Annotated in this window: 18 protein-coding genes and 10 pseudogenes; 19 read left to right on the top strand and 9 right to left on the bottom strand. The window is 71.8% G+C overall.

Annotated features, from left to right (window positions below):
- Positions 1-44: 44 nt before the first annotated feature.
- Positions 45-296, bottom strand: coding sequence for a hypothetical protein (locus H0S67_RS15365; RefSeq protein WP_180933751.1), 252 nt, complete (start codon positions 294-296; stop codon positions 45-47).
- A 154-nt stretch (positions 297-450) separates the two neighbouring features.
- Here H0S67_RS15365 and H0S67_RS15360 point away from each other — a divergent pair, with 154 nt between their 5' ends.
- Both H0S67_RS15360 and H0S67_RS15355 read left to right on the top strand, forming a co-directional pair.
- A complete protein-coding gene (locus H0S67_RS15360; RefSeq protein ID WP_180933750.1) occupies positions 451-2220 on the top strand; it encodes a proline--tRNA ligase in 1770 nt (589 codons plus the stop codon).
- A complete protein-coding gene (locus tag H0S67_RS15355) occupies positions 2213-2938 on the top strand; it encodes an HAD family hydrolase (protein WP_246354781.1) in 726 nt (241 codons plus the stop codon). The genes H0S67_RS15360 and H0S67_RS15355 overlap by 8 nt, the downstream gene beginning before the upstream one ends.
- Before the next feature lie 154 nt (positions 2939-3092).
- On the opposite strand, the gene H0S67_RS15350 is transcribed toward H0S67_RS15355, so the two are convergent.
- Positions 3093-3527, bottom strand: a complete 435-nt coding sequence (locus tag H0S67_RS15350) for a ferritin-like domain-containing protein (protein ID WP_180933749.1) — start codon at positions 3525-3527, stop codon at positions 3093-3095.
- Entirely contained in the window at positions 3524-4042 is a 519-nt protein-coding gene (locus tag H0S67_RS15345) for a hypothetical protein (protein ID WP_180933748.1), read from the bottom strand. Before H0S67_RS15345 ends, H0S67_RS15350 begins: the two co-directional genes overlap by 4 nt.
- On the opposite strand from H0S67_RS15345, the pseudogene H0S67_RS28305 reads away from it, so the two are divergent.
- The 3 genes and pseudogenes from H0S67_RS28305 to nusA form a co-directional block, all read left to right on the top strand.
- Positions 4025-4318, top strand: a pseudogene (locus tag H0S67_RS28305) (hypothetical protein); the annotation flags it as partial. The gene H0S67_RS15345 and the pseudogene H0S67_RS28305 overlap by 18 nt on opposite strands.
- 79 nt (positions 4319-4397) lie before the next feature.
- On the top strand, positions 4398-4664 hold the full coding sequence (locus H0S67_RS28300) for a ribosome maturation factor RimP (RefSeq protein ID WP_425489939.1): 267 nt from the start codon (positions 4398-4400) through the stop codon (positions 4662-4664).
- A pseudogene (gene nusA / locus H0S67_RS15335) lies at positions 4664-5637 on the top strand (transcription termination factor NusA). Before H0S67_RS28300 ends, nusA begins: the two are co-directional and overlap by 1 nt.
- Positions 5638-5907: 270 nt before the next feature.
- Here nusA and H0S67_RS15330 read toward each other — a convergent pair.
- Complete coding sequence (locus H0S67_RS15330) at positions 5908-6636, bottom strand: alpha/beta hydrolase (RefSeq protein WP_180933747.1); 729 nt, start codon at positions 6634-6636, stop codon at positions 5908-5910.
- Between H0S67_RS15330 and H0S67_RS15325 the strand changes: the two genes are divergently transcribed.
- The 9 genes and pseudogenes from H0S67_RS15325 (at position 6541) to H0S67_RS23735 (ending at position 13415) form a co-directional block, all read left to right on the top strand.
- Complete coding sequence (locus H0S67_RS15325; protein ID WP_343050117.1) at positions 6541-7038, top strand: YlxR family protein; 498 nt, start codon at positions 6541-6543, stop codon at positions 7036-7038. The two genes, H0S67_RS15330 and H0S67_RS15325, sit on opposite strands and share 96 nt — an antisense overlap.
- A 132-nt stretch (positions 7039-7170) precedes the next feature.
- A pseudogene (gene infB, locus H0S67_RS15320) lies at positions 7171-10054 on the top strand (translation initiation factor IF-2).
- Between the two features lie 77 nt (positions 10055-10131).
- Positions 10132-10598 (top strand): annotated as a pseudogene (gene rbfA, locus H0S67_RS15315) (30S ribosome-binding factor RbfA).
- Between the two features lie 118 nt (positions 10599-10716).
- Positions 10717-11172 (top strand): annotated as a pseudogene (locus tag H0S67_RS28295) (hypothetical protein).
- Complete coding sequence (locus tag H0S67_RS28290) at positions 11094-11450, top strand: hypothetical protein (RefSeq protein ID WP_425489820.1); 357 nt, start codon at positions 11094-11096, stop codon at positions 11448-11450. The pseudogene H0S67_RS28295 and the gene H0S67_RS28290 overlap by 79 nt, the downstream one beginning before the upstream one ends.
- A 25-nt stretch (positions 11451-11475) precedes the next feature.
- Positions 11476-11868: pseudogene (locus tag H0S67_RS28285) on the top strand (adenylyltransferase/cytidyltransferase family protein); the annotation flags it as partial.
- 170 nt (positions 11869-12038) lie between these two features.
- Positions 12039-12344, top strand: a pseudogene (locus tag H0S67_RS28280) (riboflavin kinase); the annotation flags it as partial.
- Between the two features lie 73 nt (positions 12345-12417).
- Positions 12418-12681, top strand: a complete 264-nt coding sequence (locus tag H0S67_RS23740) for a hypothetical protein (RefSeq protein WP_219635761.1) — start codon at positions 12418-12420, stop codon at positions 12679-12681.
- 182 nt (positions 12682-12863) lie between these two features.
- The gene (locus H0S67_RS23735) at positions 12864-13415 is read left to right on the top strand and encodes a hypothetical protein (RefSeq protein WP_219635760.1); all 552 of its coding nucleotides are present in this window, start codon (positions 12864-12866) and stop codon (positions 13413-13415) included.
- Between the two features lie 91 nt (positions 13416-13506).
- On the opposite strand, the gene H0S67_RS15295 is transcribed toward H0S67_RS23735, so the two are convergent.
- The 4 genes and pseudogenes from H0S67_RS15295 to H0S67_RS15280 all read right to left on the bottom strand — a co-directional run bounded on the left by H0S67_RS15295 (position 13507) and on the right by H0S67_RS15280 (position 17726).
- The gene (locus H0S67_RS15295) at positions 13507-13764 is read right to left on the bottom strand and encodes an HPr family phosphocarrier protein (RefSeq protein WP_180933745.1); all 258 of its coding nucleotides are present in this window, start codon (positions 13762-13764) and stop codon (positions 13507-13509) included.
- Positions 13765-13854: 90 nt separating this feature from the next.
- Positions 13855-15915: pseudogene (locus H0S67_RS27475) on the bottom strand (PTS fructose transporter subunit IIABC).
- Between the two features lie 3 nt (positions 15916-15918).
- Positions 15919-16878, bottom strand: a complete 960-nt coding sequence (locus H0S67_RS15285) for a 1-phosphofructokinase family hexose kinase (RefSeq protein ID WP_180933744.1) — start codon at positions 16876-16878, stop codon at positions 15919-15921.
- Positions 16875-17726 carry a DeoR/GlpR family DNA-binding transcription regulator gene (locus H0S67_RS15280; protein WP_246354774.1) on the bottom strand — a complete coding sequence of 284 codons (852 nt, stop codon included), beginning with the start codon at positions 17724-17726 and terminating at the stop codon, positions 16875-16877. Before H0S67_RS15280 ends, H0S67_RS15285 begins: the two co-directional genes overlap by 4 nt.
- 26 nt (positions 17727-17752) lie before the next feature.
- Here H0S67_RS15280 and H0S67_RS26815 point away from each other — a divergent pair.
- Both H0S67_RS26815 and H0S67_RS26810 read left to right on the top strand, forming a co-directional pair.
- Positions 17753-18706: pseudogene (locus H0S67_RS26815) on the top strand (PEP-utilizing enzyme); the annotation flags it as partial.
- Positions 18679-19467: a putative PEP-binding protein gene (locus H0S67_RS26810; RefSeq protein WP_281368864.1), complete on the top strand. Its 789-nt coding sequence runs from the start codon at positions 18679-18681 to the stop codon at positions 19465-19467. The pseudogene H0S67_RS26815 and the gene H0S67_RS26810, both read left to right, overlap by 28 nt.
- 21 nt (positions 19468-19488) lie before the next feature.
- Here the strand turns inward: H0S67_RS26810 and H0S67_RS15270 are convergent, their stop codons facing one another.
- Positions 19489-21609, bottom strand: coding sequence for a molybdopterin-dependent oxidoreductase (locus H0S67_RS15270; protein ID WP_180933743.1), 2121 nt, complete (start codon positions 21607-21609; stop codon positions 19489-19491).
- Positions 21610-21698: 89 nt separating this feature from the next.
- Between H0S67_RS15270 and H0S67_RS15265 the strand changes: the two genes are divergently transcribed.
- From H0S67_RS15265 to H0S67_RS15255, 3 genes and pseudogenes are all read left to right on the top strand, one after another.
- On the top strand, positions 21699-21944 hold the full coding sequence (locus H0S67_RS15265; protein WP_180933742.1) for a DUF6458 family protein: 246 nt from the start codon (positions 21699-21701) through the stop codon (positions 21942-21944).
- 199 nt (positions 21945-22143) lie between these two features.
- Complete coding sequence (rpsO, locus tag H0S67_RS15260; RefSeq protein ID WP_180933741.1) at positions 22144-22419, top strand: 30S ribosomal protein S15; 276 nt, start codon at positions 22144-22146, stop codon at positions 22417-22419.
- A gap of 335 nt (positions 22420-22754) precedes the next feature.
- Positions 22755-25003, top strand: a pseudogene (locus H0S67_RS15255) (polyribonucleotide nucleotidyltransferase).

The raw sequence follows: 25003 nt of genomic DNA, 5'->3' as shown, positions 1-25003 counted from the left end.
TCCGGCGCTGGTCACGCGGAAGACGCGGAAGTGGCCGTCCCCGTTCACGTCGCTGGTGCCGACCACGTAGTCGGGCCCGGAGGTGCCGAGCAGGAGCACTGGCCGGCGCGGATCCGCACCCGGACACTCCCGTCGACCACCGTCCTGCCCTCGAGGTGCGGGATGGCGACGTCCGGGCCGCGCGGCAGGTCGGCAGGTCTGAGCACCGTCACCGGGACGGCGGACGCCGGAGCGGCGGTTCCGACGAGGAGGACGAGGGCCGACGCGGCGGCTGCCAGGATGCTGGTGGGCTTCACGGTCGACCTCCGAGTCAGGTGTCCACCCGAGCGTCGTGCACCGGACGGCCCACCCGCTTCACCCCGTGCGGGTGAGAGCCCCGGCCGCCACGGCCAGGAGCCGACGTCGGAACTGGTTCGCTGTCCAGGCACACCCACAAGTAGCCTTCGTCCCATGATCTCCCGGATGTCGAGCCTGTTCGTGCGGACCCTGCGAGAGGACCCCGCGGACGCCGAGGTGCCGAGCCACCGGCTCCTCGTGCGGGCCGGCTACATCCGCCGCGCCGCGCCCGGCATCTACACCTGGCTGCCGCTCGGCCTGCGCGTGCTGCGGCGCATCGAGAACATCATCCGTGAGGAGATGGACGGCATCGGCGCCCAGGAGCTGTCGTTCCCCGCGCTGCTGCCCCGCGAGCCCTACGAGGCGACCGGTCGCTGGACGGAGTACGGCGACGGCATCTTCCGGCTCAAGGACCGCAAGGGCAACGACTACCTGCTCGGGCCCACGCACGAGGAGATGTTCACCCTCGTGGTCAAGGACCTCTACTCGTCCTACAAGGACCTGCCGCTCTCGATCTACCAGATCCAGACCAAGTACCGCGACGAGGCGCGTCCCCGCGCCGGCCTGCTGCGCGGCCGCGAGTTCGTCATGAAGGACTCCTACTCCTTCGACGTCGACGACGAGGGCCTCGAGCGCAGCTACCAGGCCCACCGCGACGCCTACGTCCGGATCTTCGACCGGCTCGGGTTCGAGTACGTCATCGTCAAGGCGATGTCGGGTGCCATGGGCGGCTCGAAGTCCGAGGAGTTCCTCGCCAAGGCCACGGTCGGCGAGGACACCTACGTGCGCTGCTCGCTGTGCGACTACGCCGCGAACGTCGAGGCCGTGGCGGTCCAGGCGCCCGCACCCGTGCCCTACGACGACGCCCCGGCGGCCCACGCCGAGCAGACGCCCGACACCCCCACGATCGACACGCTCGTCGACCACCTCAACGAGAAGTTCCCGCGCGACGACCGGCCGTGGACGGCCGCCGACACGCTGAAGAACGTCGTCTTCTCGGTCCGCTACCCCGACGGCGCGACCGAGGCGCTCGCGGTCGGCCTGCCCGGCGACCGCGAGGTCGACGCGAAGCGCCTCGAGGCGCACCTCGGCGAGGGCGTGGTCTTCGAGCCCTTCGGCGAGGACGACTTCGCGGCCCGGCCCACGCTCGCCAAGGGCTACATCGGACCCGGCGCACTGGGCGAGAAGAAGCCCGCCGGCGTCCGCTACCTCCTCGATCCGCGCGTGGTCGAGGGCACCCGCTGGGTCACCGGGGCCGACGAGTCCGGCAGCCACGTCCTCGACCTGGTGGCCGGCCGCGACTTCACCGCCGACGGTGTCATCGAGGTGGCCGAGGTGCGCGACGGCGACCCCTGCCCCAACGCTGACGGTGGGGTCCTCGAGACCGCCCGCGGCATCGAGATGGGCCACATCTTCCAGCTGGGACGCAAGTACGCCGACGCCCTGGACCTCAAGGTCCTCGACGAGAACGGCAAGCTGGTCACCGTCACCATGGGCTCCTACGGCATCGGACCCTCCCGTGCGGTCGCCGCGATCGCGGAGGGCACCCACGACGAGCTCGGGCTGTCCTGGCCGCGCGAGGTCGCACCGGCCGACGTGCACCTGGTCGCCACCGGCAAGGACGACCACGTCTTCGCCGTGGCCGAGCGGATCGCCCACGAGCTCTCGAGCCAGGGCATCGAGGTGCTCTACGACGACCGGCCCAAGGTGAGCCCGGGGGTGAAGTTCAAGGACGCCGAGCTCATCGGCGTCCCGACCATCGTCGTGGTCGGCAAGGGCCTGGTCGACGGCACCGTCGAGATCAAGGACCGGGCGACCGGCGAGCGGCAGAACGTGCCCACCGACCACCTCGTGGACCGCGTCGTACGCCTCGTCCGTGCCTGAGCTCCCGATGGCAGAGGTCGGCGTCGAGGCGGTCATCTTCGACTGGGGCGGGACCCTCACCCGGTGGCACGACGTGGACTTCCACGCCGAGTCGCTCGCCCTCGCCCAGGCGGTGGTGAACTCCCACCACGAGCACCACGTGCACGCCCAGCGGCTGCACGCCGCTGGCGACACGATCTGGGGCCGCAGCCGGGACCACCAGCAGAGCGCCACGATCGCCGACCTCTTCGAGGTGGCCGGCCTCGACCACGACCCCGAGCTGCTCGAGGCCTACTACGAGTTCTGGCAGCCGCACACCTCGACCGACCCCGAGGTCGGGCCACTCTTCGAGGAGCTGCGCGCGGCCGGGATCAAGGTCGGGGTGCTGTCCAACACCATCTGGCCCCGGGAGTGGCACCGCGGCTTCTTCGAGCGAGACGGCGTCCTCCACCTCATCGACGCAGACGTCTACACGAGTGAGATCCCGTGGACCAAGCCGTCCCCGAGGGCCTTCGGCGCGGCGATGGACGCGGTCGGCGTCACCGAGCCCGCCCGCTGCGTCTACGTGGGGGACCGGCTCTTCGACGACATCTGGGGGGCCCACAACGCCGGAATGCGGGCGATCCACATCCCGCTGAGCACCATTCCGGACAGCCAGGTCGGCCACACGGAGGGCGATCCCGACGCCGTCGCGTACCGGCTCTCCGAGGTCGCCGGGATCGTGTCGAGCTGGGCCTGAGAGAGCCCACGATTGCAGGTTCGTGCAATGCAGGATTGTGAGGATCGATTCGCGTCGCACGCCGCCACGGTTCGTTGCATGATTTTGCACGAGGAGCTCGTCGGTCCCCCCCACATCGGGCGGGCTTCTCGAAATGGCCTAGTTGTCCAGGCCCTCAGCGGTCCGTGTACTCGTCCGCTCCGGGGAGCATCTCGGGAGCTCCTCGGAAGGCGAGTACCCGGACCGCTGCGTCGTTCAGGGCCATGATCGCCCAGCGCCGCCGCACGCCCGACGTATTCGCGACCAGGTTCGCGTAGGTCGAGGCGCAGTCGTCCTCCAGGGTCGCGGCCTCCCGCATCACCCGGTCGCTGGTGTCGAGGTGCGCGGGCACGGTGTACGCCGGCTCGGCCGCGACGGGGTCGGCCCCCAGGTCGGCGATGGTCCGGGTCAGCAGGTCGCGACGACCACGGTGCGCGGTGTAGGCGGCCGTGAGCGCGGCGTACAGGTCGGGTGCGGCCGAGCGTGAGGTCTGAGCGCCCAGCACGCCGTAGACGTAGACGGCGGCGTGCTCGGCCGCCAGCGTGGTCTGGAGTGCCCTGATCGTCGTCATCCCGCCTCCAGCCGAGTCGCGTTCCCCTGCGGGACGAGCCGCTGGGCGACACCCGCCGACATGCAGGCCAGCACCCGGGCCAGCGGGCCGCTCTGCGCGCTGACAGAGGCGTCGACGAGGCGTGGCTGGAAGCGCTGCTCACGCTGCCGCAGCTCGCGCAGGGCGGCGTCGGGTCCGGCGAACCTGCGTCGGTGGGCGGGTGCCGGGGCGGTGTCGTCGCCCAGGACCTTGAGGTGCGCCTCGTGCAGCTCGCGCCACGGGCGCACCGAGGGGCCGAGCCGCGGGTAGGTCGCCTCGATCGAGGCGGCGAGGCCGAGGAGGGCGGTCATCTGGTCGGAGAGGCCGGAGACCAGGTCGGCGTCGGGGTCTGCGGAGGCCGACACGCCCGAGGCGGCCGACGGCTCGTCGCGACTCGCGTCACATGCCGAGAGCGCGGCCAGCCCGGCCAGGGCGACCCCGAAGGCGGTACGACGGGTCGTCGCCGTGGAGGGCAGCGGGTGGGGGCGTGCGGGCACGGCGACGACCCTATCGCCGGGTCCCCGGCACCCTCCGGCGGCCGGGTGAAGAGAGCCTCCCGAAGCCGGTATCGTGGGTGCTCGACAACAGCACAAGGAGGTCGCCCACCCGTGAGCAGTGCCAGGCAGGACGCCACCCGGGACCGGATCGAGACAGAGCTCGTCGACCCCTTGAGTGCCCTCGGCCTCGACGTCGAGGCAGTCGAGATCTCTCCCGCAGGCAAGCGTCGCGTGCTTCGCGTCGCCGTGGACAAGGACGGGGGCGTGACGCTCGACGACGTCGCCGACGCGACCCGTGAGGTCAACCGGGTGCTCGACGACTCCGACGTCATGGGGGCAGCCCTACACCCTCGAGGTGACCTCGCGCGGTGTCGACCGGCCGCTCACCCTGCCGCGCCACTGGCGCCGCAACACCGACCGCCTGGTGAAGGTGACACTCACCGACGGCTCGGCCGTGACGGGGCGGATCACCGGGTGCGACGACGACAAGGCGACGCTCGACGTCTCCGGCACCGACCGCGACGTGGCGTACGCCGAGGTCGCCAAGGCGCTGGTGCAGGTCGAGTTCAACCGCAAGCCGGGTGCCGGCATGCACAGCGACAACGAAGAAGAGGGCGCCTGATGGACATCGACCTGAGCATCCTGCGGATGCTGGAGCGGGAGAAGGAGATCTCCTTCGACGTGCTCGTGGAGGCCATCGAGCAGGCCCTGCTGACGGCGTACCACAAGACCCCGGCGCGCAGGAGCAGGCGCGCGTCGAGCTCGACCGCAAGACCGGCCACGTCACCGTGCTGGCCTCCGAGGTCGACGACGAGGGCAAGGTCGTGGGGGAGTACGACGACACCCCGGCGGGCTTCGGCCGGATCGCCGCGACGACGGCGAAGCAGATCATGCTCCAGCGGCTGCGCGACGCCGAGGACGACATCCGGTTCGGTGAGTTCTCCGGCAAGGAGGGCGACATCATCTCCGGCGTCATCCAGCAGGGGCGCAACCCCGACGACGTCATGGTCGACCTCGGCAAGCTCGAGGCGCTCCTGCCCCTCGGCGAGCGGGTGCCCGGCGAGAACTACGAGCACGGCACCCGCATCAAGTGCCTGGTCGTGTCGGTGCGCAAGGGGATGCGCGGCCCGCAGATCACGCTGTCGCGGACCCACCCCAACCTGGTCAAGAAGCTCTTCGCGCTCGAGGTCCCCGAGATCGCCGACGGCACCGTCGAGATCGCGGCGATCGCCCGGGAGGCGGGCCACCGCACCAAGATCGCGGTGATCTCCCGGACGCCCGGGGTCAACCCCAAGGGCGCCTGCATCGGCCCGATGGGCCAGCGGGTGCGCAACGTGATGTCGGAGCTGCACGGCGAGAAGATCGACATCGTCGACTGGTCCGAGGACCCGGCCGAGCTGGTGGCGCACGCCCTCTCGCCCGCCCGGGTCACCTCCGTGGAGATCGTCGACGCGGCCGCCAAGTCGGCGCGCGTGGTGGTCCCGGACTTCCAGCTGTCGCTGGCGATCGGCAAGGAGGGCCAGAACGCCCGCCTCGCCGCCCGCCTCACCGGCTGGCGCATCGACATCAGGAGCGACGAGGCAGCCGAAGGCTGACGAGGAGCGACTGATGTCGATATGAGCCGAGTCGGCCCAGGTTGACCGGAGGAGCGAAGCGGGGGAGGTCAAGCTGCGCCGACTCGGCGTGGCCGCGCGAGGGCGTGAAGCGTGCCCACGAGGCCGGCGAGCGCAGCGAGCACGGCCGGGGTGTGAGGCCGGCGAGCGCAGCGAGCACGGCCGGGGTGTGAGGCCGGCGAGCGCAGCGAGCACGGCCGGGCAGTGAGGCCGGTGGGGCGTCAAGCAACGCCGACTCGACGGTCTGACACCTCAGGGATGCAGGAACTCCGCGATCGAGCGCCAGTACGTCGGGTCCTCGACCAGGTCGGAGTGATCGGCGTCGGGCAGCTCGACGACCCGGGGCCGTCCGGGCAACGCGGCCAGCAGGCTGGTCGTGCGGTCCGGGCGGACCAGCGTGTCGCGGCCGGCGCGCAGCACCAGGACCTCGGCCCCCAGCCGGTCGGCCACGGCCGCTGAGTCGAAGTGGTCGTGGAGCAGGCGTCGCATCGGCAGCCGGGGAACGAGGTCCCGCGCCACGGCGTACAGGCTGTCGAACGGGGTGACGAGCACGAGCCGCTCGACCGGACGGCGCACCGCCACCTGGACGGCCACCCCGCTGCCGAGGCTGCGGCCGATCACGTCCACCGGAGCGTCGGGGTGGCGGGTCGCCACGTGGTCCACGAGCGCCAGGGCATCGCCCACCAGGGCACGCTCGGAGGGGCGGCCCGCGCTGGCGCCGTAGCCCCGGTAGGCGAGCAGGTAGCAGGTGTGGTCGGGGAACCGGCGTTCCAGCTCCGGACGCAGGTGCTGGACCGACTCGCCGTTGCCACCGAAGTAGACCAGCCCGCGACGTCGACCCGGGTTGACCTCCCAGCCGCGCAGCGGCGTGCCGGTCACCGTGAGGTGCAGGGTCGTCCCCGCGGGGGAGACCCGCGTGGCCCGGGCGGGATAGACGAGTCGGCGGGTGAGGGGAGCCAGCGCTGCTGCCACGGGACGCACGCCCGCACCCTAGCGCCGACGGGCACCCGGAGCGGCCGGTTCGATAACCGGTGGCTCCGCACGGTAAGGTGGTGTGCAGTGGTCCGCGAACACGTCTCTGCTCCCTGCCCGGATCCCGACCTCGCGTCGGTTCCGGTCAGGACCTGCATCGGCTGTCGTCGGCGGACCACGAAACGCGAGTTGTTGCGGGTGACCGTCGGCTCGGACGCGAACGGCCACCCGGCCGTCGTTCCCGATCCTGCCGGCTCCGCACCCGGTCGGGGAGCGCACCTGCACCCCACCACCGGGTGTTACGACCTCGCGGTGCGGCGGAAAGCCTTCACCCGTGCCCTCCGGGCGCGGAACGGGCTGTCCAGCGCACCGGTGGGTGACTACCTCGACTCGCGCGCAGTCCAACCGTGATCGACCGACAGAAACTGGAGCAGCAGCTCATGAGCACTCGATGAGTACTTCGCGATGAGTTTGCACAACCACTAACGGTCTCAGGTTTCCCCCAGCTCCGCTGGACCCGGGTCTGAGGCCAGAAGGAGAAGCGTGGCTAAGACCCGAGTTCACGAGCTCGCCAAGCAGTACGGCGTCGAGAGCAAGTTCGTTCTCGAGAAGCTCAAGGAGATGGGGGAGTTCGTCAAGTCGGCCAGTTCGACTGTCGAGCCCCCCGTCGAGATGCGATTCAAGAAGGAGTTCGGCGAGCAGCTGAAGGCTGCCGGGGCGTCCGCGCCCGCCGAGGCTCCCGCCGCCGAGAAGCCCGCCGCCAAGGCGCCGGCTCCCCAGGCTCCCTCCCCGACCCCTGCGCCGGCTCCCGCCAAGGCACCCGAGGCTCCGGCCGAGACGCCTGTCCCGGTGGCCGAGAAGCCTGCCCAGCCCGCGGCGCCCGCCGCCAAGGCGTCGTCGGCTCCCCGACCCGGCCCGAAGCCCGGTCCGGCCGCCGAGAAGCCGGCCGCACCGCCGGCCGAGCCCGCCGCTCCGGCCGCTCCGGCCGCCCCCGCGGCGCCGGCTGCGAAGTCCTCCGCGCCCGCTCCCAAGGCGCCGGCTCCCCGGCCCGTGGGCCGTCCCGGTGGCACTCCGCGTCCGGGCAACAACCCGTTCTCGTCCAGCCAGGGCATGGGCCGTCGGCCCGCGCCCGGCGGCGACCGCGGTCCCGCGTCCGGCGCGCCCGGTGCTCCCGCGGGTGCCGGCTCCGGCGCCGGTGACCAGCGTCCCCCGCGGCCGCCGGCCGCCCGTGACGGGGGTGCCCCCGGTCGCGGCGGCATGCCGCGTCCGAACCCGGCAATGATGCCCAAGTCCCCGGCTGCCTTCGGTTCCGGCCCCGGTGGCCGCGGCCCCGGTGGTCCGGGTCGTCCCGGTGCCCCCGGTCGTGGTGGCGCCCCCGGTCGTGGCGGTGCGCCCGGTCGCGGCGGTGCCGGTGCCCCCGGTGCCGGTGGTCGTCCCGGCGGCTTCGGCCCCAGCGGTGGTGGCCGTCCCGGCGGCGGTCGTCCCGGCCAGCGTGGCCAGACCCAGGGTGCCTTCGGTCGCCCGGGCGGTCCGTCGCGTCGTGGTCGCAAGTCGAAGCGGGCGCGTCGTCAGGAGTTCGAGGCCATGCAGGCCCCGACGATCGGCGGCGTGCGCGTCCGGAAGGGCGACGGCGAGATCGTCAAGCTGCCCCGTGGCGCGTCCCTGACCGACTTCGCCGAGAAGATCGGCGTCGACGCGGCCGCCCTGGTCCAGATGCTGTTCAGCCTGGGCGAGATGGTGACCGCGACCGAGTCGGTCAACGACGAGACGTTCGAGCTGCTCGGCGAGGAGCTCAACTACGTCGTCCAGGTCGTCTCTCCCGAGGACGAGGACCGCGAGCTGCTCGAGTCCTTCGACCTGGAGTTCGGTGAGGACGAGGGCGACGAGAGCGACCTCGCGATCCGTCCGCCGGTCGTGACCGTCATGGGTCACGTCGACCACGGAAAGACCAAGCTCCTCGACGCGCTGCGCAGCGCGAACGTCGTGGACAAAGAGGCCGGTGGCATCACCCAGCACATCGGTGCCTACCAGGTCACGACCGACGTCGACGGCGAGGAGCGTCGCATCACCTTCATCGACACCCCGGGTCACGAGGCGTTCACCGCCATGCGTGCCCGTGGTGCCCAGGCCACCGACATCGCCATCCTGGTGGTCGCGGCCGACGACGGTGTGATGCCGCAGACGGTCGAGGCGCTCAACCACGCCAAGGCGGCCGGTGTGCCGATCGTGGTCGCGGTCAACAAGATCGACAAGCCGGAGGCGGACCCGACCAAGGTTCGCGGCCAGCTGACCGAGTACGGCCTGGTGCCCGAGGAGTACGGCGGCGACTCGATGTTCGTCGACGTCTCGGCCAAGTCCGAGCTCAACCTCGACAAGCTGCTCGAGGCCGTCGTGCTCACCGCCGACGCGTCGCTGGACCTGCGGGCCAACCCCCACCAGGACGCCCAGGGTCTCGTCGTCGAGGCGCACCTGGACCGCGGTCGCGGTCCGGTCGCCACGGTGCTGGTGCAGCGCGGAACCCTCCGCGTCGGCGACTCGATCGTGGCCGGTCCGGCCCACGGCCGGGTCCGCGCCATGCTCGACGAGCACGGCAACGAGCTGACGCAGGCCGACCCGTCGCGTCCGGCGATGGTGCTGGGCCTCAGCGCGGTGCCGGGTGCGGGCCAGAACTTCATCGTGGTCGAGGACGACCGCATGGCCCGCCAGATCGCCGAGAAGCGTGAGGCGCGCGAGCGGGCGGCCATGCAGGCCAAGCGCCGCGTGCGTCGTACCCTCGAGGACTTCATGGCCTCCATGGAGAAGGGCGAGAGCCAGGAGCTCAACCTCATCCTCAAGGGCGACGTGTCCGGTTCGGTCGAGGCCCTCGAGGACGCCCTCGCCAAGATCGACGTCGGCGAGGAGGTCAGCCTCCGGGTCATCGACCGCGGTGTCGGTGCGATCACCGAGACCAACGTCGACCTGGCTGCGGCCTCCGACGCCATCATCATCGGCTTCAACGTCCGGCCCCAGGGCAAGGCGACGGAGATGGCCGACAAGGAAGGCGTCGAGATCCGCTACTACTCGGTCATCTACCAGGCGATCGAGGAGATCGAGGCGGCCCTCAAGGGCATGCTCAAGCCGGAGTTCGAGGAGTCGGTGCTCGGCCAGGCGGAGATCCGCGCGATCTTCCGCTCGTCCAAGATCGGCAACATCGCGGGCTGCATGGTCACCAGCGGCCTGATCCGGCGCAACGCCAAGGTGCGCGTCATCCGCGACAGCGCCGTGGTCGCGGACAACCTCGACCTGGCCCTCGCTGAAGCGGGAGAAGGACGACGCGTCGGAGGTCCGCGAGGGCTTCGAGTGTGGTCTGGTGCTCCGCAACTTCCAGGACATCAAGGAAGGCGATGTCGTGGAGGCGTTCGAGATGCGCGAGATCCCGCGCGCCTGACCCAGCAGTGCACGTCGGCGGGACCCCGTTCGCGGGGTCCCGCCGACTCACGTTTCAGACTTTTGAGAAGGTAGGCCATGAGCAGCCCACGCGTGCGCAAGATCGCGGACCGGATCCAGGTGATCGTCGCGGAGATGCTGGGAGCGCGGATCAAGGACCCTCGGCTCGGCTTCGTGACCGTCACCGACGTGCGGGTCACCGGGGACACCCAGCAGGCGACGATCTTCTACACCGTGCTCGGCGTGGACGGTGACGAGGAGGAGGCGCTCACCGCCACCGCGCGGCGCTGGAGTCGCCAAGGGCCTGCTGCGCTCGGAGGTCGGCAAGCAGCTTGGCATGCGCCACGTGCCGACGCCTGACCTTCGTCGCCGACGCGCTCCCCGAGACGGCCCGGCACCTCGACGAGGTGCTGGCCAAGGCGCGGGCCCTGGACGAGGAGGCTGCCGCCCGGCGCGGGGCGACGTACGCCGGCGAGGCCGACCCGTACAAGAAGCCGCGCGAGGACACCGACGCCGAGGACCTCGGCGACGACGACACCCTGTGAGCGCGTCGGGTCTCGTCGTCGTCGACAAGCCCGCAGGGATGACCTCTCACGACGTCGTCGCGCGGGTCCGGCGGCTGGCCGGCACCCGCAAGGTGGTCACGCCGGGACGCTCGACCCGATGGCGACCGGGGTGCTCGTGCTCGGCGTCAACCGGGCCACCCTCTGCTCGGCCACCTGATGCTCACCGAGAAGGCGTACGACGCCACGCTGCGGCTCGGTGCCTCCACCACGACGGACGACGCCGAGGTGAGGTGACCGCGACCGCCTCGGTCTCCGGCTTGACGAGGCGACGGTCCGGGCCGCGCTGGCGGAGTTCGTCGGCGACATCGAGCAGGTCCCGACCGCGGTCTCGGCGATCAAGGTGGACGGGAAGCGGGCCTACCAACGCGTCCGGGACGGCGAGGACGTGCAGCTGGAGGCGCGGCCGGTGACGGTGCACGAGCTCGTCGTGCACAGGTCCGTCCGGAGGGCGACCACCTCGACGTCACGGTGTCGGTGCGCTGCTCCAGCGGCACCTACATCCGCGCCATCGCCCGCGACCTCGGCGCACGGCTCGGCGTGGGGGGACACCTGACGGCCCTCCGCCGCACCGCCGTGGGTCCCTACGACCTGGCCGCGGCCCACACCCTCGAGGAGCTGGCCGAGGAGCTCACGCTGATGCCGATCGCGAGGCCGCACGCCGGCCTTCCCCTCCCGCGACCTCGACGAGGACCACGCCGCCGACGTGCGCGTGGGTCGGGCCCTCGACCTCGCGGTCGACGGGGTCACCGCGGGTCTTCGCGCCCGAGGGCGAGTTCCTCGCCCTCTACGAGCCCTGGCGGGGTCGCCCGGGCCGTGGCCGTCTTCGTCTGAGCATGGCGTTAGTAGTCTTCAGGCCGTGCACATCTGGCGATCCATCGACGAGGTCCCGGCGGACCTGGGCCGCACCGCCGTGGTCATCGGCAACTTCGACGGCGTCCATCTCGGGCACCGTCACGTGCTCACGAGGGCGCGCGAGGTGGCCGACGAGCGCGACCTGACCCTGGTCGCGGTGACGTTCGACCCGCACCCGATGGCGGTGCTGCGTCCCGAGCACGCGCCGTCCTCGCTGACCTCGTCGAGACGCGCGCCCAGCTGCTGGGCGACAGCGGCGCGGACGCGGTGCTCGTGCTGCCGTTTCGACCGCGACATGGCCTCGTGGACGCCCGAGGAGTTCGTCGAGCGCGTCCTGGTGACGACGCTGCACGCCGCCGCCGTGGTCGTGGGGGCCAACTTCCGGTTCGGCAACCGTGCCGCCGGCGACGTCGCGACGCTGCGTGAGACCGGCGCGGTCCACGACTTCGAGGCCGAGGGGATCGCCCTGGACGGCGGCCCGCAGGTCTGGTTCCTCGACGTACGTCCGCACCTGCCTGGCCACCGGGGACGTCGCGGGCCGCCGAGGCCCTCGGCCGGCCGTACGCCGTGCACGGCACGGTCGTGCAGGGCGACCGCCGCGGCCGTGAGCTCGGCTACCCGACCCGCCAACGTACCCACGAGCACCATGACCGCCGCACCGGCCGACGGCGTCTACGCCGGGTGGGCTGCGGCGTACCGACACCGGCGAGCGCCACCCCCGCGGCCATCAGCGTCGGGACCAACCCCACGTTCGACGGCCAGCGCGAGCGCCGCGTCGAGAGCTACGTGCTGGACCGCACCGACCTCGAGCTCTACGGCGTGGACGTGGGAGGTGTCGTTCGTGGACCGGCTGCGCGGCATGGTCGCCTTCGCGTCGGTGGAGAGCTGGTCGAGCAGATGAAGGACGACGTCGACCGGGCGCGCGAGCTGCTGCTGGGGCCAGCGCGTGAGCCGGGCCGCCACCGCCGCCGGGGTGGTGCCGGCCACCGAGGAGTGGTTCCTGCACCACGGCCTGTCCTACTTCGTCCCCGAGCAGCGGCACGCTGCCCGGGAGGCGCTGCGGCCGCGCCGGCTGGTGCCGATCCTGCTGCTGGTGGCGCTGGCCGCCCGGCGCCGCGGGAGCGCTGGCGTGGCTGGCCGACCAGCTCGCGGTCGGGCCCGCCGTGCTCGTGTCGCTCTCCCTGGCCGCTGTCGGTCCTCTACGCGCTGACCGCCCTCAAGGCCGGCCCGATCGTGCGGTGGGCGCTGGCGCAGACCTTCGGCAGCCTGCGCACCCTGTTGCCGATGACACCGGGCGCTTCCGCTGCTGCTGCTGTTCATCACGTTCCTGTTCATCAGCACCGAGGTCTGGCAGGTCTTCACCAACCTCGGTTCGGCCAGCTGTGGCTGACCGTGCTGCTGTTCGTGTTCATCGGCGTGGGCTTCCTGCTGGTGCGGCTGCCCGAGGAGGTGGACCGCACCCGACGACGACGTCACGGACGCCATGCTGCTCAACGCCTGCCGGGGCACCCGCTCGCCGAGGACGCCGAGCGCCTCGTGGCCGATCCGGAGGCCGACACCGGCGGCGTACGCCGAGGTCACCGGCTACGAGCGGTGGAACCTCGTGATCGTGCTGATGATCGTCCAGTCGTGCAGGTGCTGCTTGTGTCGCTGTCGGTGTTCGTGTTCCTGATGCTCTTCGGCTCGCTGATCATGACCGAGCCGGTGATGCAGGCGTGGCTGGGCCACAACGCCACCACCTGCCCGGCTCCAGGGGTGTCCCGCGAGCTGCTGCAGGTGGCGACGTTCCTCTCGGCGTTCTCGGGCTCTACTGACCGTGTCGACCGTGACCGACGAGACTACCGCGAGCAGTTCTTCGGCAGCGTGCTCCGCGAGCTCGAGCGGGCCGTCGGCGTCCGCGCGGTCTACCTCGCAGTGCGGGAACGCGACCTCGCTGCTCGTTGAGCTGGGCCTCGTTCAAATGCCAGTTGGGCCTCGTTCCGGCGCTGCCGGAACGAGGCCCAACTGATGGGCGAACGAGGCCCAACTCAACGGGTCAGGCGTCGAGGTCCTTCTCGACCAGGGCCGCGATGGCGTCGACCGCCGCCTGGTCGTCGCCGGAGATCTCGACCGTGGCTCCCTTTCCGGCTCCCAGCGTCATGATGAGCAACGCCGAGCTGGCGGCGACCGCTTCGTCACCGGGGATCCCGATGAGGACCTCGTGGTCGAGCTCGGCGGCCGCCTCCGAGATGATCGCGGCGGGGCGGGCGTGCAGGCCGACGGCCGAGCCGACGACGACGGACTTGGTGGGCATGGTTCTCCTTCGTGGTGGACGATGCGTTCCTATGACGTGCGGGTGGTGATCAGACGAGCTCGAGGTCGGCGTCGCTCTCGCCCATCGACTTCAGGCGACCACGCAGGCGGCGGCGACGATCGTGCCGACCGCCAGGGCGATCAGGAAGCCGAAGGTGTGGCCGACAGCGAAGAGGACGAAGATCCCGCCGGCGCGCCCTCAAGGTGAAGTCCATGGCCATGGCGAGACCGCCGGCAACCGCGCTGCCGGCCATGATCGACGGGACGACGCGCAGCGGGTCGGCCGCCGCGAACGGGATGGCCCCCTCGGTGATGAACGACGCTCCCAGGGCCCAGGCCGCCTTGCCGCTCTCCCGCTCGGGGAGGCTGAAACAGGCCCGGGCGGACGGTCGTCGCGAGCGCGAGGCCGAGCGGCGGGACCATGCCGGCGATCATGACGGCGGCCATCACCTTCAGCTGCGGCGCGTCGGTGGCCGTGGCGGCCGCCGCGAGCCCGGTGGTCGCGAAGGCGTAGGCGACCTTGTTGAGCGGACCACCCATGTCGAAGGCCTCATCAGGCCGAGGATCACGCCCAGCAGGATCGACAGGCTCGAGTTGTTGCTCATGTTGTGAGCCCCTTGGTCAGCTCGTCCATCAGCTTGCCCAGCGCTTGCTGAGCACCACGACCATGAAGATGCCGCTGATCAGCGTGTCAGCAGCGGGATGACCAGCACCGGCATCAGGCCGCGGGCCCAGGTCGACACCTTCCAGCGGGTGATCCACAGCGCGACGAAGCCGGCCAGGACGCCGCCGACGATGCCGCCGAGGAAACCGGTCTGGGGGAGGCCGAAGCCGGCCAGGTCGACCGCGAGGGCGCCCATCACGAAGCCGGGCGCGATGCCCGGCCGGTCGGCGATGGCGAACGCGATGTAGCCGGCCAGCGCCGGGACCAGGAACTTGAACGCCGTCGCGCCCAGCACGAACAGGACCGCGCCGATGTAGGCGAAGAAGCCGCTGCCGAACAGCGCGTGGTCGAGCCCGAGCGAGGAGGTGTCGGGCAGGTTGAACAGGTTGTTGTGCACCACGATCGCGTTGGCTGTGCCGGTCCCGTCCGACTGGGCAGCGCGATCTCGTAGCCGGCGAACAGGAGCCGAGTGCGATCAGCAGACCGCCCGCGGCGACGAACGGGATCATGTACGACACGCCCGTCATCAGGATCCGGCGCACGTGGTGGCCCCAGTTCTCGCCACCGGCGGACTCCTCGGCAGCCGAGACGGTGCCCTCGACCTTCGGGGCGTGCGGGTCGTCGGCGTAGCGAGCGCCTCGGCGATCATCGCGTCGGCGTCGTCGATCGGCCGCTTCACGCCCGACGAGACGACCGGCTTGCCGGCGAAGCGGTGCCGGTCGCGGACCCCGACGTCGACCGCGAAGATCACGGCCGAGGCCGCGGCGATCGTGTTGAAGTGCAGCGGGGTGGAGCCCGCCGACCCCTGGGTCTCGACCGAGATGTCGACGTCGGCCCGGGCGGCCGCGGCCTCGAGGGCCTCCGCCGCCATGTAGGTGTGCGCGATGCCGGTCGGGCAGGCGGTGACGGCGACCAGGCTGCGCCTGCCGCCCGACGTGGTCGCGGTGGCGGTGCCACCGGCGGGGGCTCCCGCCGCCTCCGCGGTGGTGGCTGCGGTGGCCGCCTTCGTCGCGGCCGGGGCCGAGGCGCCGACCGGGGTGACGCCGAGCTCGTGCTCGACCAGGCCGACGATCTCCTGCGGGGTCTCGGCGGCACGGAGGGAATCGGTGAAGGCCGGCTTGACCAGGGCCCGCGCCAGCTTGGTCAGGAGCTGGAGGTGGGTGGCGTCCCCGCCCGCCGGGGCGGCGATGAGGAACGCCAGGTCGGCCGGCCCGTCCTTGGAGCCGAAGTCGACCTTCGGGCTGAGTCGGGCGAAGACGAGGGTCGGCTCCTCGACTCCCGGGTGCGGCAGTGCGGGATGGCGATGCCGCCCGGCAGGCCGGTCGACGAGGTCGCCTCGCGGGCGAGCACGTCCTCGACGAGCTGAGCGGTGTCGGTCGCGCGGCCGGCGCTGCCGACCACGTCGGCGAGGGCTCGGATGACGTTGAGCTTGTCAGAGCCCAGGTCTACGTCGAGGCGAACCAGATCTGTGGTGATCAGGTCGGACATCGTTCACCCTCCTTGGGTGAGGTCGAGGTCCCGGACCGAGACGAGCTCGGGCGTGACCTGCGTGGGATGCGGGATGGTCGTGCCGGGAAGTCCGGCTGCCGCGCTGCCGTAGGCAACGGCGAGCGCGAGTCGTTGGGCGGGGTTCCGTTGCCGGATGTCCCCGAGGAGGTAGCCGAAGAGGCTCGAGTCGCCGGCACCGACGGTGCTGACGACGGTGGTGGGCGGGGGAGTGGCGTGCCAGGCGCCCTGGGCGTTGACGAGCACCGCCCCGTTCGCGCCCAGCGTGGCCAGCACGGTCTCGACGCCGCGGTCGACCAGGGTGCGGGCGGCCTTCGCGGCGGCGTACGGGTCGGACTCGAGCAGATCGGCATCGGCACCCGTGAACGACGCGAGCTCCTCGCCGTTGGGCTTCATCAGGTGCGGGGCGCTGTCCGGGAGGCCCTCGACGAGCGCCTGCAACGGAGCCTCGCTGGTGTCGACGGCGACCCGCGCGCCGTGCCCGCGCAGCACCTCGACCAGCTCGGCGTACCACGTCGCCGGGGCACCCGGCGGCAGCGAGCCGGCCAGCACCAGCCAGTCGGCCGAGGCCGCCCGGCGCAGGAGCGACTCCGTCAGGCCCGTCAGGACCTCGTCGGTGACGGTCGGGCCCGGGCTGTTCAGCTTGGTGGTGGTGCCGTCGGGCTCGCTGATCGTGATGTTGACGCGCAGGGTGCCGGTGGTCGGCACCGCGCGGCAGTCGATGCCCGCGGAGAGGAGCTCCAGGACGAAGGGGTCCTCGGGGGGTGCGGGCAGGACCGCGATCGAGGGGATCCCGGCGGCCACCGAGGCCCGCGAGATGTTGACACCCTTGCCGCCGGCCTGCGACGTGACCGACTCCGCGCGCTGGACTGCCCCGCGCACGAGGGCGGCCGGGAGGGCGACCGTGCGGTCGTGGCTGGGGTTCGGGGTGAGGGTGACGATCATGCGACGACGACCTCCAGGCCGGTCCGGGTGAGGTCCCGCCGGGCGGCGGGGCTGATCGCGTCATCGGTGACGAGCACGTCGATCTCGTCGAGCGAGGCGAAGCGTTGGGGCGACTCGGTGCCGATCTTGGTGGCGTCGGCGAGCACGACGCTGCGCCGGGCGCTCGCGACCATCGCCCGCTTGGTCGCGGCCTCGTCCCAGTCGGGGGTCGTCAGGCCGTGGTCGGCGGTGATCCCGTTGGTGCCGAGGAAGAGGACGTCGGCGCGCAGGTTGGCCAGGGCCGCCACGGTCTCGGGCCCGACCGCGGCCTGCGTGGTGGAGCGGACCCGACCGGGGAGGAGGTGCAGCTCGATCTGCGGGTTGCCGGCGAGGCGGGCCGCCACGGGAACGGCGTGGGTGACGACCGTCAGCCGGTGGTCGCGGGGGAGGAGGCTCGCCAGGCGGCTCGTCGTCGAGCCCGCGTCGATGAGGATCGTGGAGCCGGCGGGCGGCAGCTGGGCGAGGGCGGCGCGGGCGATCTGGTCCTTCTCGCTGGTGTTGGCGGAGTCGCGCTCGGTCAGGCCGGACTCGATGACGGACAGGCTGTTCGCCGGGACCGCCCCGCCGTGCACCCGACGCACCAGCCCCATGCGCTCGAGGGTGGAGAGATCGCGGCGTACCGTCTCGGTGGTGACGTCGTACTCGTCGGCAAGCACCGTGACCGACAGGCGACCGCGTGCGGCGACGAGCTGCGCCATCGCCTGCTGACGCTCTTCGGCGTACATGGTCATCAGCGTCCTCCTCTCGTGCCCGGTCGTGTTGTTGATCTGTGTATATGTTGTTTTACGCCCGAACGTGTTGACTGTCAAGGGTTTCGAGGGGTTAACTTGTGACCATGGTCACCAGCACCGACACCTCCCATGGATCCTCCTCCGATGCGCGCGAGCCTGCGCTGCTGCACGGCACCCCGGTGGTGCCCGGCGTCGCCTACGGCCCAGCCCTGGTCGCCCGCACCGAGGTCTCGCCGGACGCGATCGCGGCCTTCGACGGCAGCGCCCTCGACGAGGAGGCGGCGCTGACGGCGTTCGACTCCGCGGTCGGGACGGTCGCGGACGGCTTCGCCCGCAAGGCCGAGGTCGCGTCGGGTGCGGCCGCCGAGGTGCTCACCGCGAGCGCCGGACTGGCCCGGGACAAGGGGTTGCGTGGCGCGGTCCGCAAGCACCTGCGCTCCGGTGAGGACCTGCTCGCCTCGGTGCACGCCGGCGTCGAGCAGTTCGTCACCGTCTTCACCGGCATGGGTGGCCTGATGGCCGAGCGGGTCACCGACCTGCGCGACATCGAGCGCCGCGTGGTCGCGCACATCGTCGGTGAGCCCGAGCCCGGCGTGCCGACGCCGCAGACGCCCTCCGTGCTCGTGGCCGAGGACCTCGCCCCGGCCGACACGGCCGGCCTGGACCCCGCGGTCGTCGTCGCGCTGGTGACCGAGCGCGGCGGGCCGACCAGCCACACCGCGATCATCGCCCGGCAGCTCGGCATCCCCTGCGTGGTCGGCACCGCCGGTGCGCTGGCAGTTTCGGCCGGGACGCCGCTGCTGGTGGACGGCACCGCCGGCACCGTGGAGACCCACCCCGACGAGTCGGTGGCGTTGGAGCGGGTCGAGGCCGACCGCGAGACCCGCGCGGCGCTCGCCACCTGGACCGGTCCGGGGCACACCGCCGACGGCACCCCGGTCAAGCTGCTGGCCAACGTGGCCGACGGCGACTCGGCGCGCTCTGCGTCCGAGGCGCCCGTCGAGGGGGTCGGCCTGTTCCGGACCGAGCTGTGCTTCCTCAACCGCAAGGACGAGCCGTCGGTCGAGGAGCAGACCGGCATCTACGCGCAGGTGCTCGGCGCCTTCGACGGTGGCCGCTACGTCGTGTCCGCACGCTCGACGCGGGCTCGGACAAGCCGGTCGCGTTCGCCACCCACGAGGGCGAGGAGAACCCCGCCCTCGGCGTGCGCGGCCTGCGGCTCTCGTTCAGCAACCCCGACCTGCTCGAGCGGCAGCTCGACGCCATCGCCGCCGCGGCCGTCGAGACCGGCACCGAGGCCTGGGTGATGGCGCCCATGGTGGCGACCGTGGCCGAGGCCGCGGACTTCGCCGAGGGCGTACGCCGCCGCGGGCTGAAGGCGGGCGTCATGGTCGAGGTGCCCAGCGCCGCCCTGCTGGCCCACCGGATGCTGGAGGTCGTCGACTTCCTGTCCATCGGCACCAACGACCTGACCCAGTACACGATGGCGGCCGACCGGATGGCCACCGACCTGGCCCACCTGACCGACCCCTGGCAACCGGCCGTGCTCCAGCTGATCGCGATCACAGCCGAGGCCGGCCGCCAGGCCGGCAAGCCGGTCGGCGTCTGCGGCGAGGCCGCCGCCGACCCGCTGCTCGCCTGCGCCCTGGTCGGGATGGGCGTCACGTCGCTGTCGATGGCGGCGGCCGCGGTCCGACCCGTGGGCGCCCGCCTGGCGACGGTCTCGATGGACACCTGCGAGGACGCCGCCGAGGCGGCGCTGGCCGCCTCGGACCCCCGCGCCGCCCGCGAGGCCGTCCTCGCGCTGCTCGAGGGCTGAGCCGGCTGGGCTGCCCCCGGCTCAGATGCCCGTGACTGTGACCGGCACGCCCGTGAGCGCCGCGTTGCCGGACACGTCGAGCAGGGCCGGGTCGGTGAGGTCGTTGATGGAGACACCCGGCACCTGCGCCGCCCGCGACATGCGGGTGCCGGCGAGGCCGTGGCCGTAGCCGTGCGGCAGGGAGACCACGCCCGGCATCAGGTCGTCACTGGCCTGCACCTCCACCCGGACCGTCCCCACCGACGAGGAGACGGCCACCAGGGCGCCGTCCGCGAGGCCCCGGTCGGCCAGGTCGGCGGGGTTCATCAGCAGCTGGTGGCGCGGGCGGCCGCGCGTGAGCCGCTCGGTGTTGTGCATCCAGGAGTTGCAGTCGCGCTGGTGGCGACGGCCGATCAGGACCAGCTCGTCGGGGCCGGTGAGCCGAGACGTGCGCAGCCGGTCGAGGTCGTCGAGGACGAGTGGCGGCGCGGCCTGGATGCGGTGGTCCCGGTGGGGTAGGCGCTCCGGCAGCTGGCCCGCTCGCAGGGGGCCGAGGTCGACGCCCGACGGATTCGCGCGCAGCTGCCGCATCGTGACCCCCGAGGAGCCGCGGCGCAGGAGCAGTGCGATGAGAAGGGTCGGGCTCAGCGCCAGCCTGGCCCGCTGGGTGAGCCGCTTGCGCAGCCCCGGTCGGGCTGTGAGGCGCTTCGTCGTACGTCGGGCCAGCTCGCGGTAGATCTGCCAGTCGTGCAGCGCGCCCGGCTCAGGTGCCACGACCGCGGGGGTGAACCGCGCCGTGTTGCGCACGGCCAGCAGGTGGAAGACCAGGTCGTAGTGGTCGCGCTCGAGGGCCGTGGTCGGCGGCAGGATCACGTCTGCGTGCCGGGTCGTCTCGTTGACGTAGATGTCGACCGCCGCCATGAAGTCCAGGCCGCCGATGGCCCGGTCGAGCCTCGCTCCGTCAGGGGTGGAGAGGACCGGGTTCCCGGCCAGCGTCAGCAACGCCCTCACCTGTCCCTCGCCCGGCGTCTCGATCTCCTCGCGCAGCACGGCGACCGGCAGCTCGCCGGCGAACTCCGGCAGTCCCCGGACCCGGCTGCGCCACACGTCGTGGTGCCCGCGGCCGATCAGGCCGGTGCCCACAGCGTCGATCGCCGGGCTGGTCAGCATCGCCCCGCCGACGCGGTCGAGGTTGCCGGTCAGCAGGTTGAGCAGCTGGACCGCCCACTGGCACACGGTCCCGAAGGCGTGGGTGGACACGCCGACCCGGCCGTAGGCCACGGCGCCGTCGGCCGCCGCGAACTCCCGGGCGATCCGGCGGATCTCGCCGGCGGGGACGCCGCTCGCGGCCTCGGCGCGCTCGGGGGTGAAGTCGGCGACGGCCGCGAGCGCTTCGTCCAGCCCGTCGACGTACGACGGCGGCCGCGTCAGGCCCTCCTCCGCCAGCACCTGCACCAGTGCCAGCAGCACGAAGGCATCGGTGCCCGGCCGCACGAAGTGGTGCTCGCTGGCCGCCTTCGCGGTCTCGGTGCGGCGCGGGTCGAGGACCACCATCCGCCCGCCGCGGGCCTTCAGCTCGCGCAGCCGGGTCGGGAAGTCCGGCACCGTCATCAGCGAGCCGTTGGAGGCCATCGGGTTGGCGCCGAGCACGAGGAAGTACGACGTGCGGTCGATGTCGGGCACCGGCAGGAAGAGCTGGTGGCCGTACATCAGGTGGGCCACGAGCTGGTGGGGGAGCTGGTCCACCGACGTCGCACTGAACTTGTTGCGGGTCCGGAACGTCCTGACCATCGCGGTACCGTGCGTCAGGGAGCCCAGGCTGTGGACGTTGGGGTTGCCGAGGTAGATCCCCACCGCGTCGCGGCCGTGCCGGTTGATCGCCGCGGCGAGCCCGTCCGCGGCCAGGTCGAGCGCCTCGTCCCAGCCGATCTCCTCCCAGCGGGTCGCGCCGGACTCGTCGGTCACCCGGCGGACCGGGCGGCGCAGGCGGTCGGGGTCGGCGTGCACGTCACCGATGGAGACACCCTTGGGGCAGATGTGCCCGCGCGACAGCGGGTCGTCCGGGTTGCCGCGCACCCCGGTGACCACGCCGTCCTCGAGGGTGATGCGGAGTCCGCAGATCGCCTCGCACAGGTTGCACACGCCGATTTTGGTGGTCTGCATCACCGCATCGTGCCACCCCGGAGTGGGTATGAAGCGCTTGCATGTTCGAGACCGCCCCACCGGGGGCGGCACAATCGAAGGGAAGACCGATGGGATACGGACTCGGAGTGTTCCTGCTCGCGCTGGGCCTCATCCTGGCCCTCGCGGTCACGGACGCCATCAGCGGCGTGGACCTCACCATGATCGGCTGGATCCTCGCGCTCGCGGGCGTCCTGGTCATCATCCTCACGGCGGTGCAGGCCAACCGCGCCCGTCGCTCGACGGCGGTGACCACCCACGCCGACGGTTCCCGCACCGTCAGCGAGCGCCGCGACGACATCCCGCCGGCGGTCTGACCTCCTCCCTGCACCTCACCCCGACGCCCGGTCGGGACCGCGATTCGGCGGTCCCTGCCGGGCGTTGGTAGTCTCGTCCGGTTGCCCCCTGGAGGGGTGACAGCCGTCCAACGGCCGCGGATCGAGAGTGCCCGGGTGAACAGGCCCCGGCGCGCCGCGCAACGACTGAGCCCGAGCCCGGGCCGGAGAGGAGCCCCGCATGTCGATCGGTACCGACGCGGAGACCAAGAAGAAGATCATCGCTGAGTACGGCACGACCGAGGGCGACACCGGCTCGCCCGAGGTTCAGATCGCGCTGCTGAGCCACCGCATCAGCCACCTGACCGAGCACCTCAAGACGCACAAGCACGACCACCACAGCCGTCGTGGTCTGCTGCTGCTCGTCGGTCAGCGCCGTCGCCTGCTCAACTACCTGCAGAAGACCGAGATCGACCGTTACCGCTCGATCGTCGAGCGTCTCGGCCTGCGTCGATGACATGTGGAGCGGCTGCCCCCGTCGGGCAGCCGCTCCCGTCACATTTCGGTCCGTTCCGGCTAGGGTCGGACTGAACAAGCACAACTGAACCTCGCACCACCCACCAGGAGCGACCCGCACGTTTCGGCCCGGTCCTCGGTAGTGGCTCTCAGGATCTCGACCAGCCCGGACCTCCGGGCTGCGCGCCCGGTCGCCGGGCACGGATCTGCGGGCCTCGATCGAAGACCGGCCCCCTTCCACCAGGCAAGGGAAACCCGGCGGGGACCTCGTCCCAGAGCCCCGCCTTCAGAGCGGGACGACGCGGATCGCTCCGCGAACCAGAAGGATGAACCCCTTTGACTGACACCAACGCCGGGGGTCCCGTGATCTCCGCCGTCGAGACCGTCCTCGACAACGGCAAGTTCGGCACCCGCACGGTCAAGTTCGAGACCGGGCTCCTCGCCCGCCAGGCCGCCGGTTCGGTGACCGCCTACCTCGACGACGACACCATGCTGCTGTCGGCGACCACCGCCGGCAAGCACCCCAAGGACCACTTCGACTTCTTCCCCCTGACGATCGACGTCGAGGAGCGGATGTACGCCGCGGGCCAGATCCCCGGCTCGTTCTTCCGCAGCGAGGGTCGTCCGGGCGAGGACGCGATCCTCACCTGCCGCCTGATCGACCGCCCGCTGCGCCCGACCTTCAAGAAGGGCCTGCGCAACGAGGTCCAGGTCGTCATCACGGTCATGGCGCTCAACCCCGACACGCCCTACGACGTGCTCGCGATCAACGCCGCCTCCATCTCCACCCAGCTCTCCGGCCTGCCGTTCTCCGGCCCGGTCGGTGGTGTCCGCGTGGCCCTCATCGAGGGCCAGTGGGTCGCCTTCCCGACGCACAGCCAGCTCGAGAACGCCGTTTTCGACATGGTCGTCGCGGGTCGCGTGACCGAGACCGGTGACGTCGCGATCATGATGGTCGAGGCCGAGGCCACCGAGCAGACCTGGACCCTGGTCCAGGGCGGCGTGCAGGCTCCGACCGAGGAGGTCGTCGCCGGCGGTCTCGACGCGGCCAAGCCCTTCATCAAGCAGCTCGTCGAGGCGCAGCAGGAGCTCGCGAACGTGGCCGCCAAGCCCGTCCAGGAGTTCCCGATCTTCCTCGACTACGAGGACGACGTGTACGACGCCGTCGAGGCCGCGGCCAAGGACGACACCGCTGCCGCGATGACCATCGCCGACAAGCAGGAGCGCGAGGCCAAGGTCGACGAGATCAAGGCCGCCCTGCTCGAGAAGCTGGCCGGACAGTTCGAGGACCGCGAGAAGGAGATCGGCGCGGCGTTCCGCTCGCTGAACAAGCAGCTCGTCCGCGAGCGCGTCCTGCGCGACAAGGTCCGCATCGACGGCCGCGGCCTCGCCGACATCCGGCCGCTGCACGCCGAGGTCGCGGTGGTCCCGCGCGTCCACGGCTCCTCGCTCTTCGAGCGCGGCGAGACCCAGATCCTGGGTGTCACCACGCTGGACATGCTGAAGATGGAGCAGCAGCTCGACACGCTCTCCCCGGAGAAGTCGCGCCGCTACATGCACAAGTACGTCTTCCCGCCGTTCTCCACCGGCGAGACCGGCCGCGTGGGCTCGCCCAAGCGCCGCGAGGTCGGCCACGGTGCGCTCGCGCGCCGTGCGCTGCTGCCGGTGCTGCCGACTCGCGAGGAGTTCCCCTACGCGATCCGCCAGCTCTCCGAGGCCATGGGCTCCAACGGCTCGACCTCGATGGGCTCGGTCTGCGCCTCGACCATGTCGCTGCTCCAGGCCGGTGTCCCGCTGCGGGCCTCGGTCGCCGGCATCGCCATGGGCCTGATCTCGGGCGAGGTGGAGGGCAAGACCCAGTACGTCGCCCTCACCGACATCCTCGGTGCCGAGGACGCGTTCGGCGACATGGACTTCAAGGTCGCCGGCACCCGTGAGTTCGTCACGGCGCTCCAGCTCGACACCAAGCTCGACGGCATCCCGGCCGAGGTCCTCGGCCAGGCGCTGACGCAGGCCCGCGACGCCGTCTCGCGATCCTCGACGTGATGGGCGAGGCGATCGCCGAGCCCGAGGAGATGTCGGTCCACGCGCCGCGCATCATCAGCCTGAAGGTGCCCGTCGACAAGATCGGCGAGGTCATCGGCCCCAAGGGCAAGGTGATCAACCAGATCCAGGACGACACCGGCGCGACGCTGTCCATCGAGGACGACGGCACGGTCTACATCGGTGCCACCAACGGCGAGGCCGCCGAGGCCGCCCGTGCCGCGGTCAACGCCATCGCCAACCCGACGATGCCCGAGGTCGGCGAGCGCTACCTCGGCACCGTCGTGAAGACGACCAACTTCGGTGCGTTCGTCTCGCTGCTGCCCGGCAAGGACGGCCTGCTGCACATCAGCAAGCTCCGTCCGCTGGCCGGTGGCAAGCGGGTCGACACCGTCGAGGACGTCGTCTCGGTGGGCCAGAAGATCCAGGTCCAGATCGCCGAGATCGACGACCGCGGCAAGTTGTCGCTGATCCCGGTGGTCGAGGAGACCGAGGGTTCGGCCTCCGCCGAGGCGGCCGACGAGGCCCCGGCAGCCGAGTGA

It is taken from the genome of Nocardioides ungokensis (assembly GCF_013466985.1).
Lineage (GTDB): Bacteria > Actinomycetota > Actinomycetes > Propionibacteriales > Nocardioidaceae > Nocardioides > Nocardioides ungokensis.
The sequence above is the reverse complement of the archived record's forward strand: the minus strand, read 5'-3'. Positions and strand labels throughout refer to the sequence as shown.

Coding starts and splice junctions, on each gene's coding strand:
- H0S67_RS15350 (WP_180933749.1), bottom strand. CDS start 3,527: ATGACGACGATCAGGGCACTCCAGACCACGCTGGCGGCCGAGCACGCC.
- H0S67_RS15285 (WP_180933744.1), bottom strand. CDS start 16,878: ATGATCGTCACCCTCACCCCGAACCCCAGCCACGACCGCACGGTCGCC.
- H0S67_RS15360 (WP_180933750.1), top strand. CDS start 451: ATGATCTCCCGGATGTCGAGCCTGTTCGTGCGGACCCTGCGAGAGGAC.
- rpsO (WP_180933741.1), top strand. CDS start 22,144: ATGTCGATCGGTACCGACGCGGAGACCAAGAAGAAGATCATCGCTGAG.
- H0S67_RS15265 (WP_180933742.1), top strand. CDS start 21,699: ATGGGATACGGACTCGGAGTGTTCCTGCTCGCGCTGGGCCTCATCCTG.
- H0S67_RS15270 (WP_180933743.1), bottom strand. CDS start 21,609: ATGCAGACCACCAAAATCGGCGTGTGCAACCTGTGCGAGGCGATCTGC.
- H0S67_RS15295 (WP_180933745.1), bottom strand. CDS start 13,764: ATGCCCACCAAGTCCGTCGTCGTCGGCTCGGCCGTCGGCCTGCACGCC.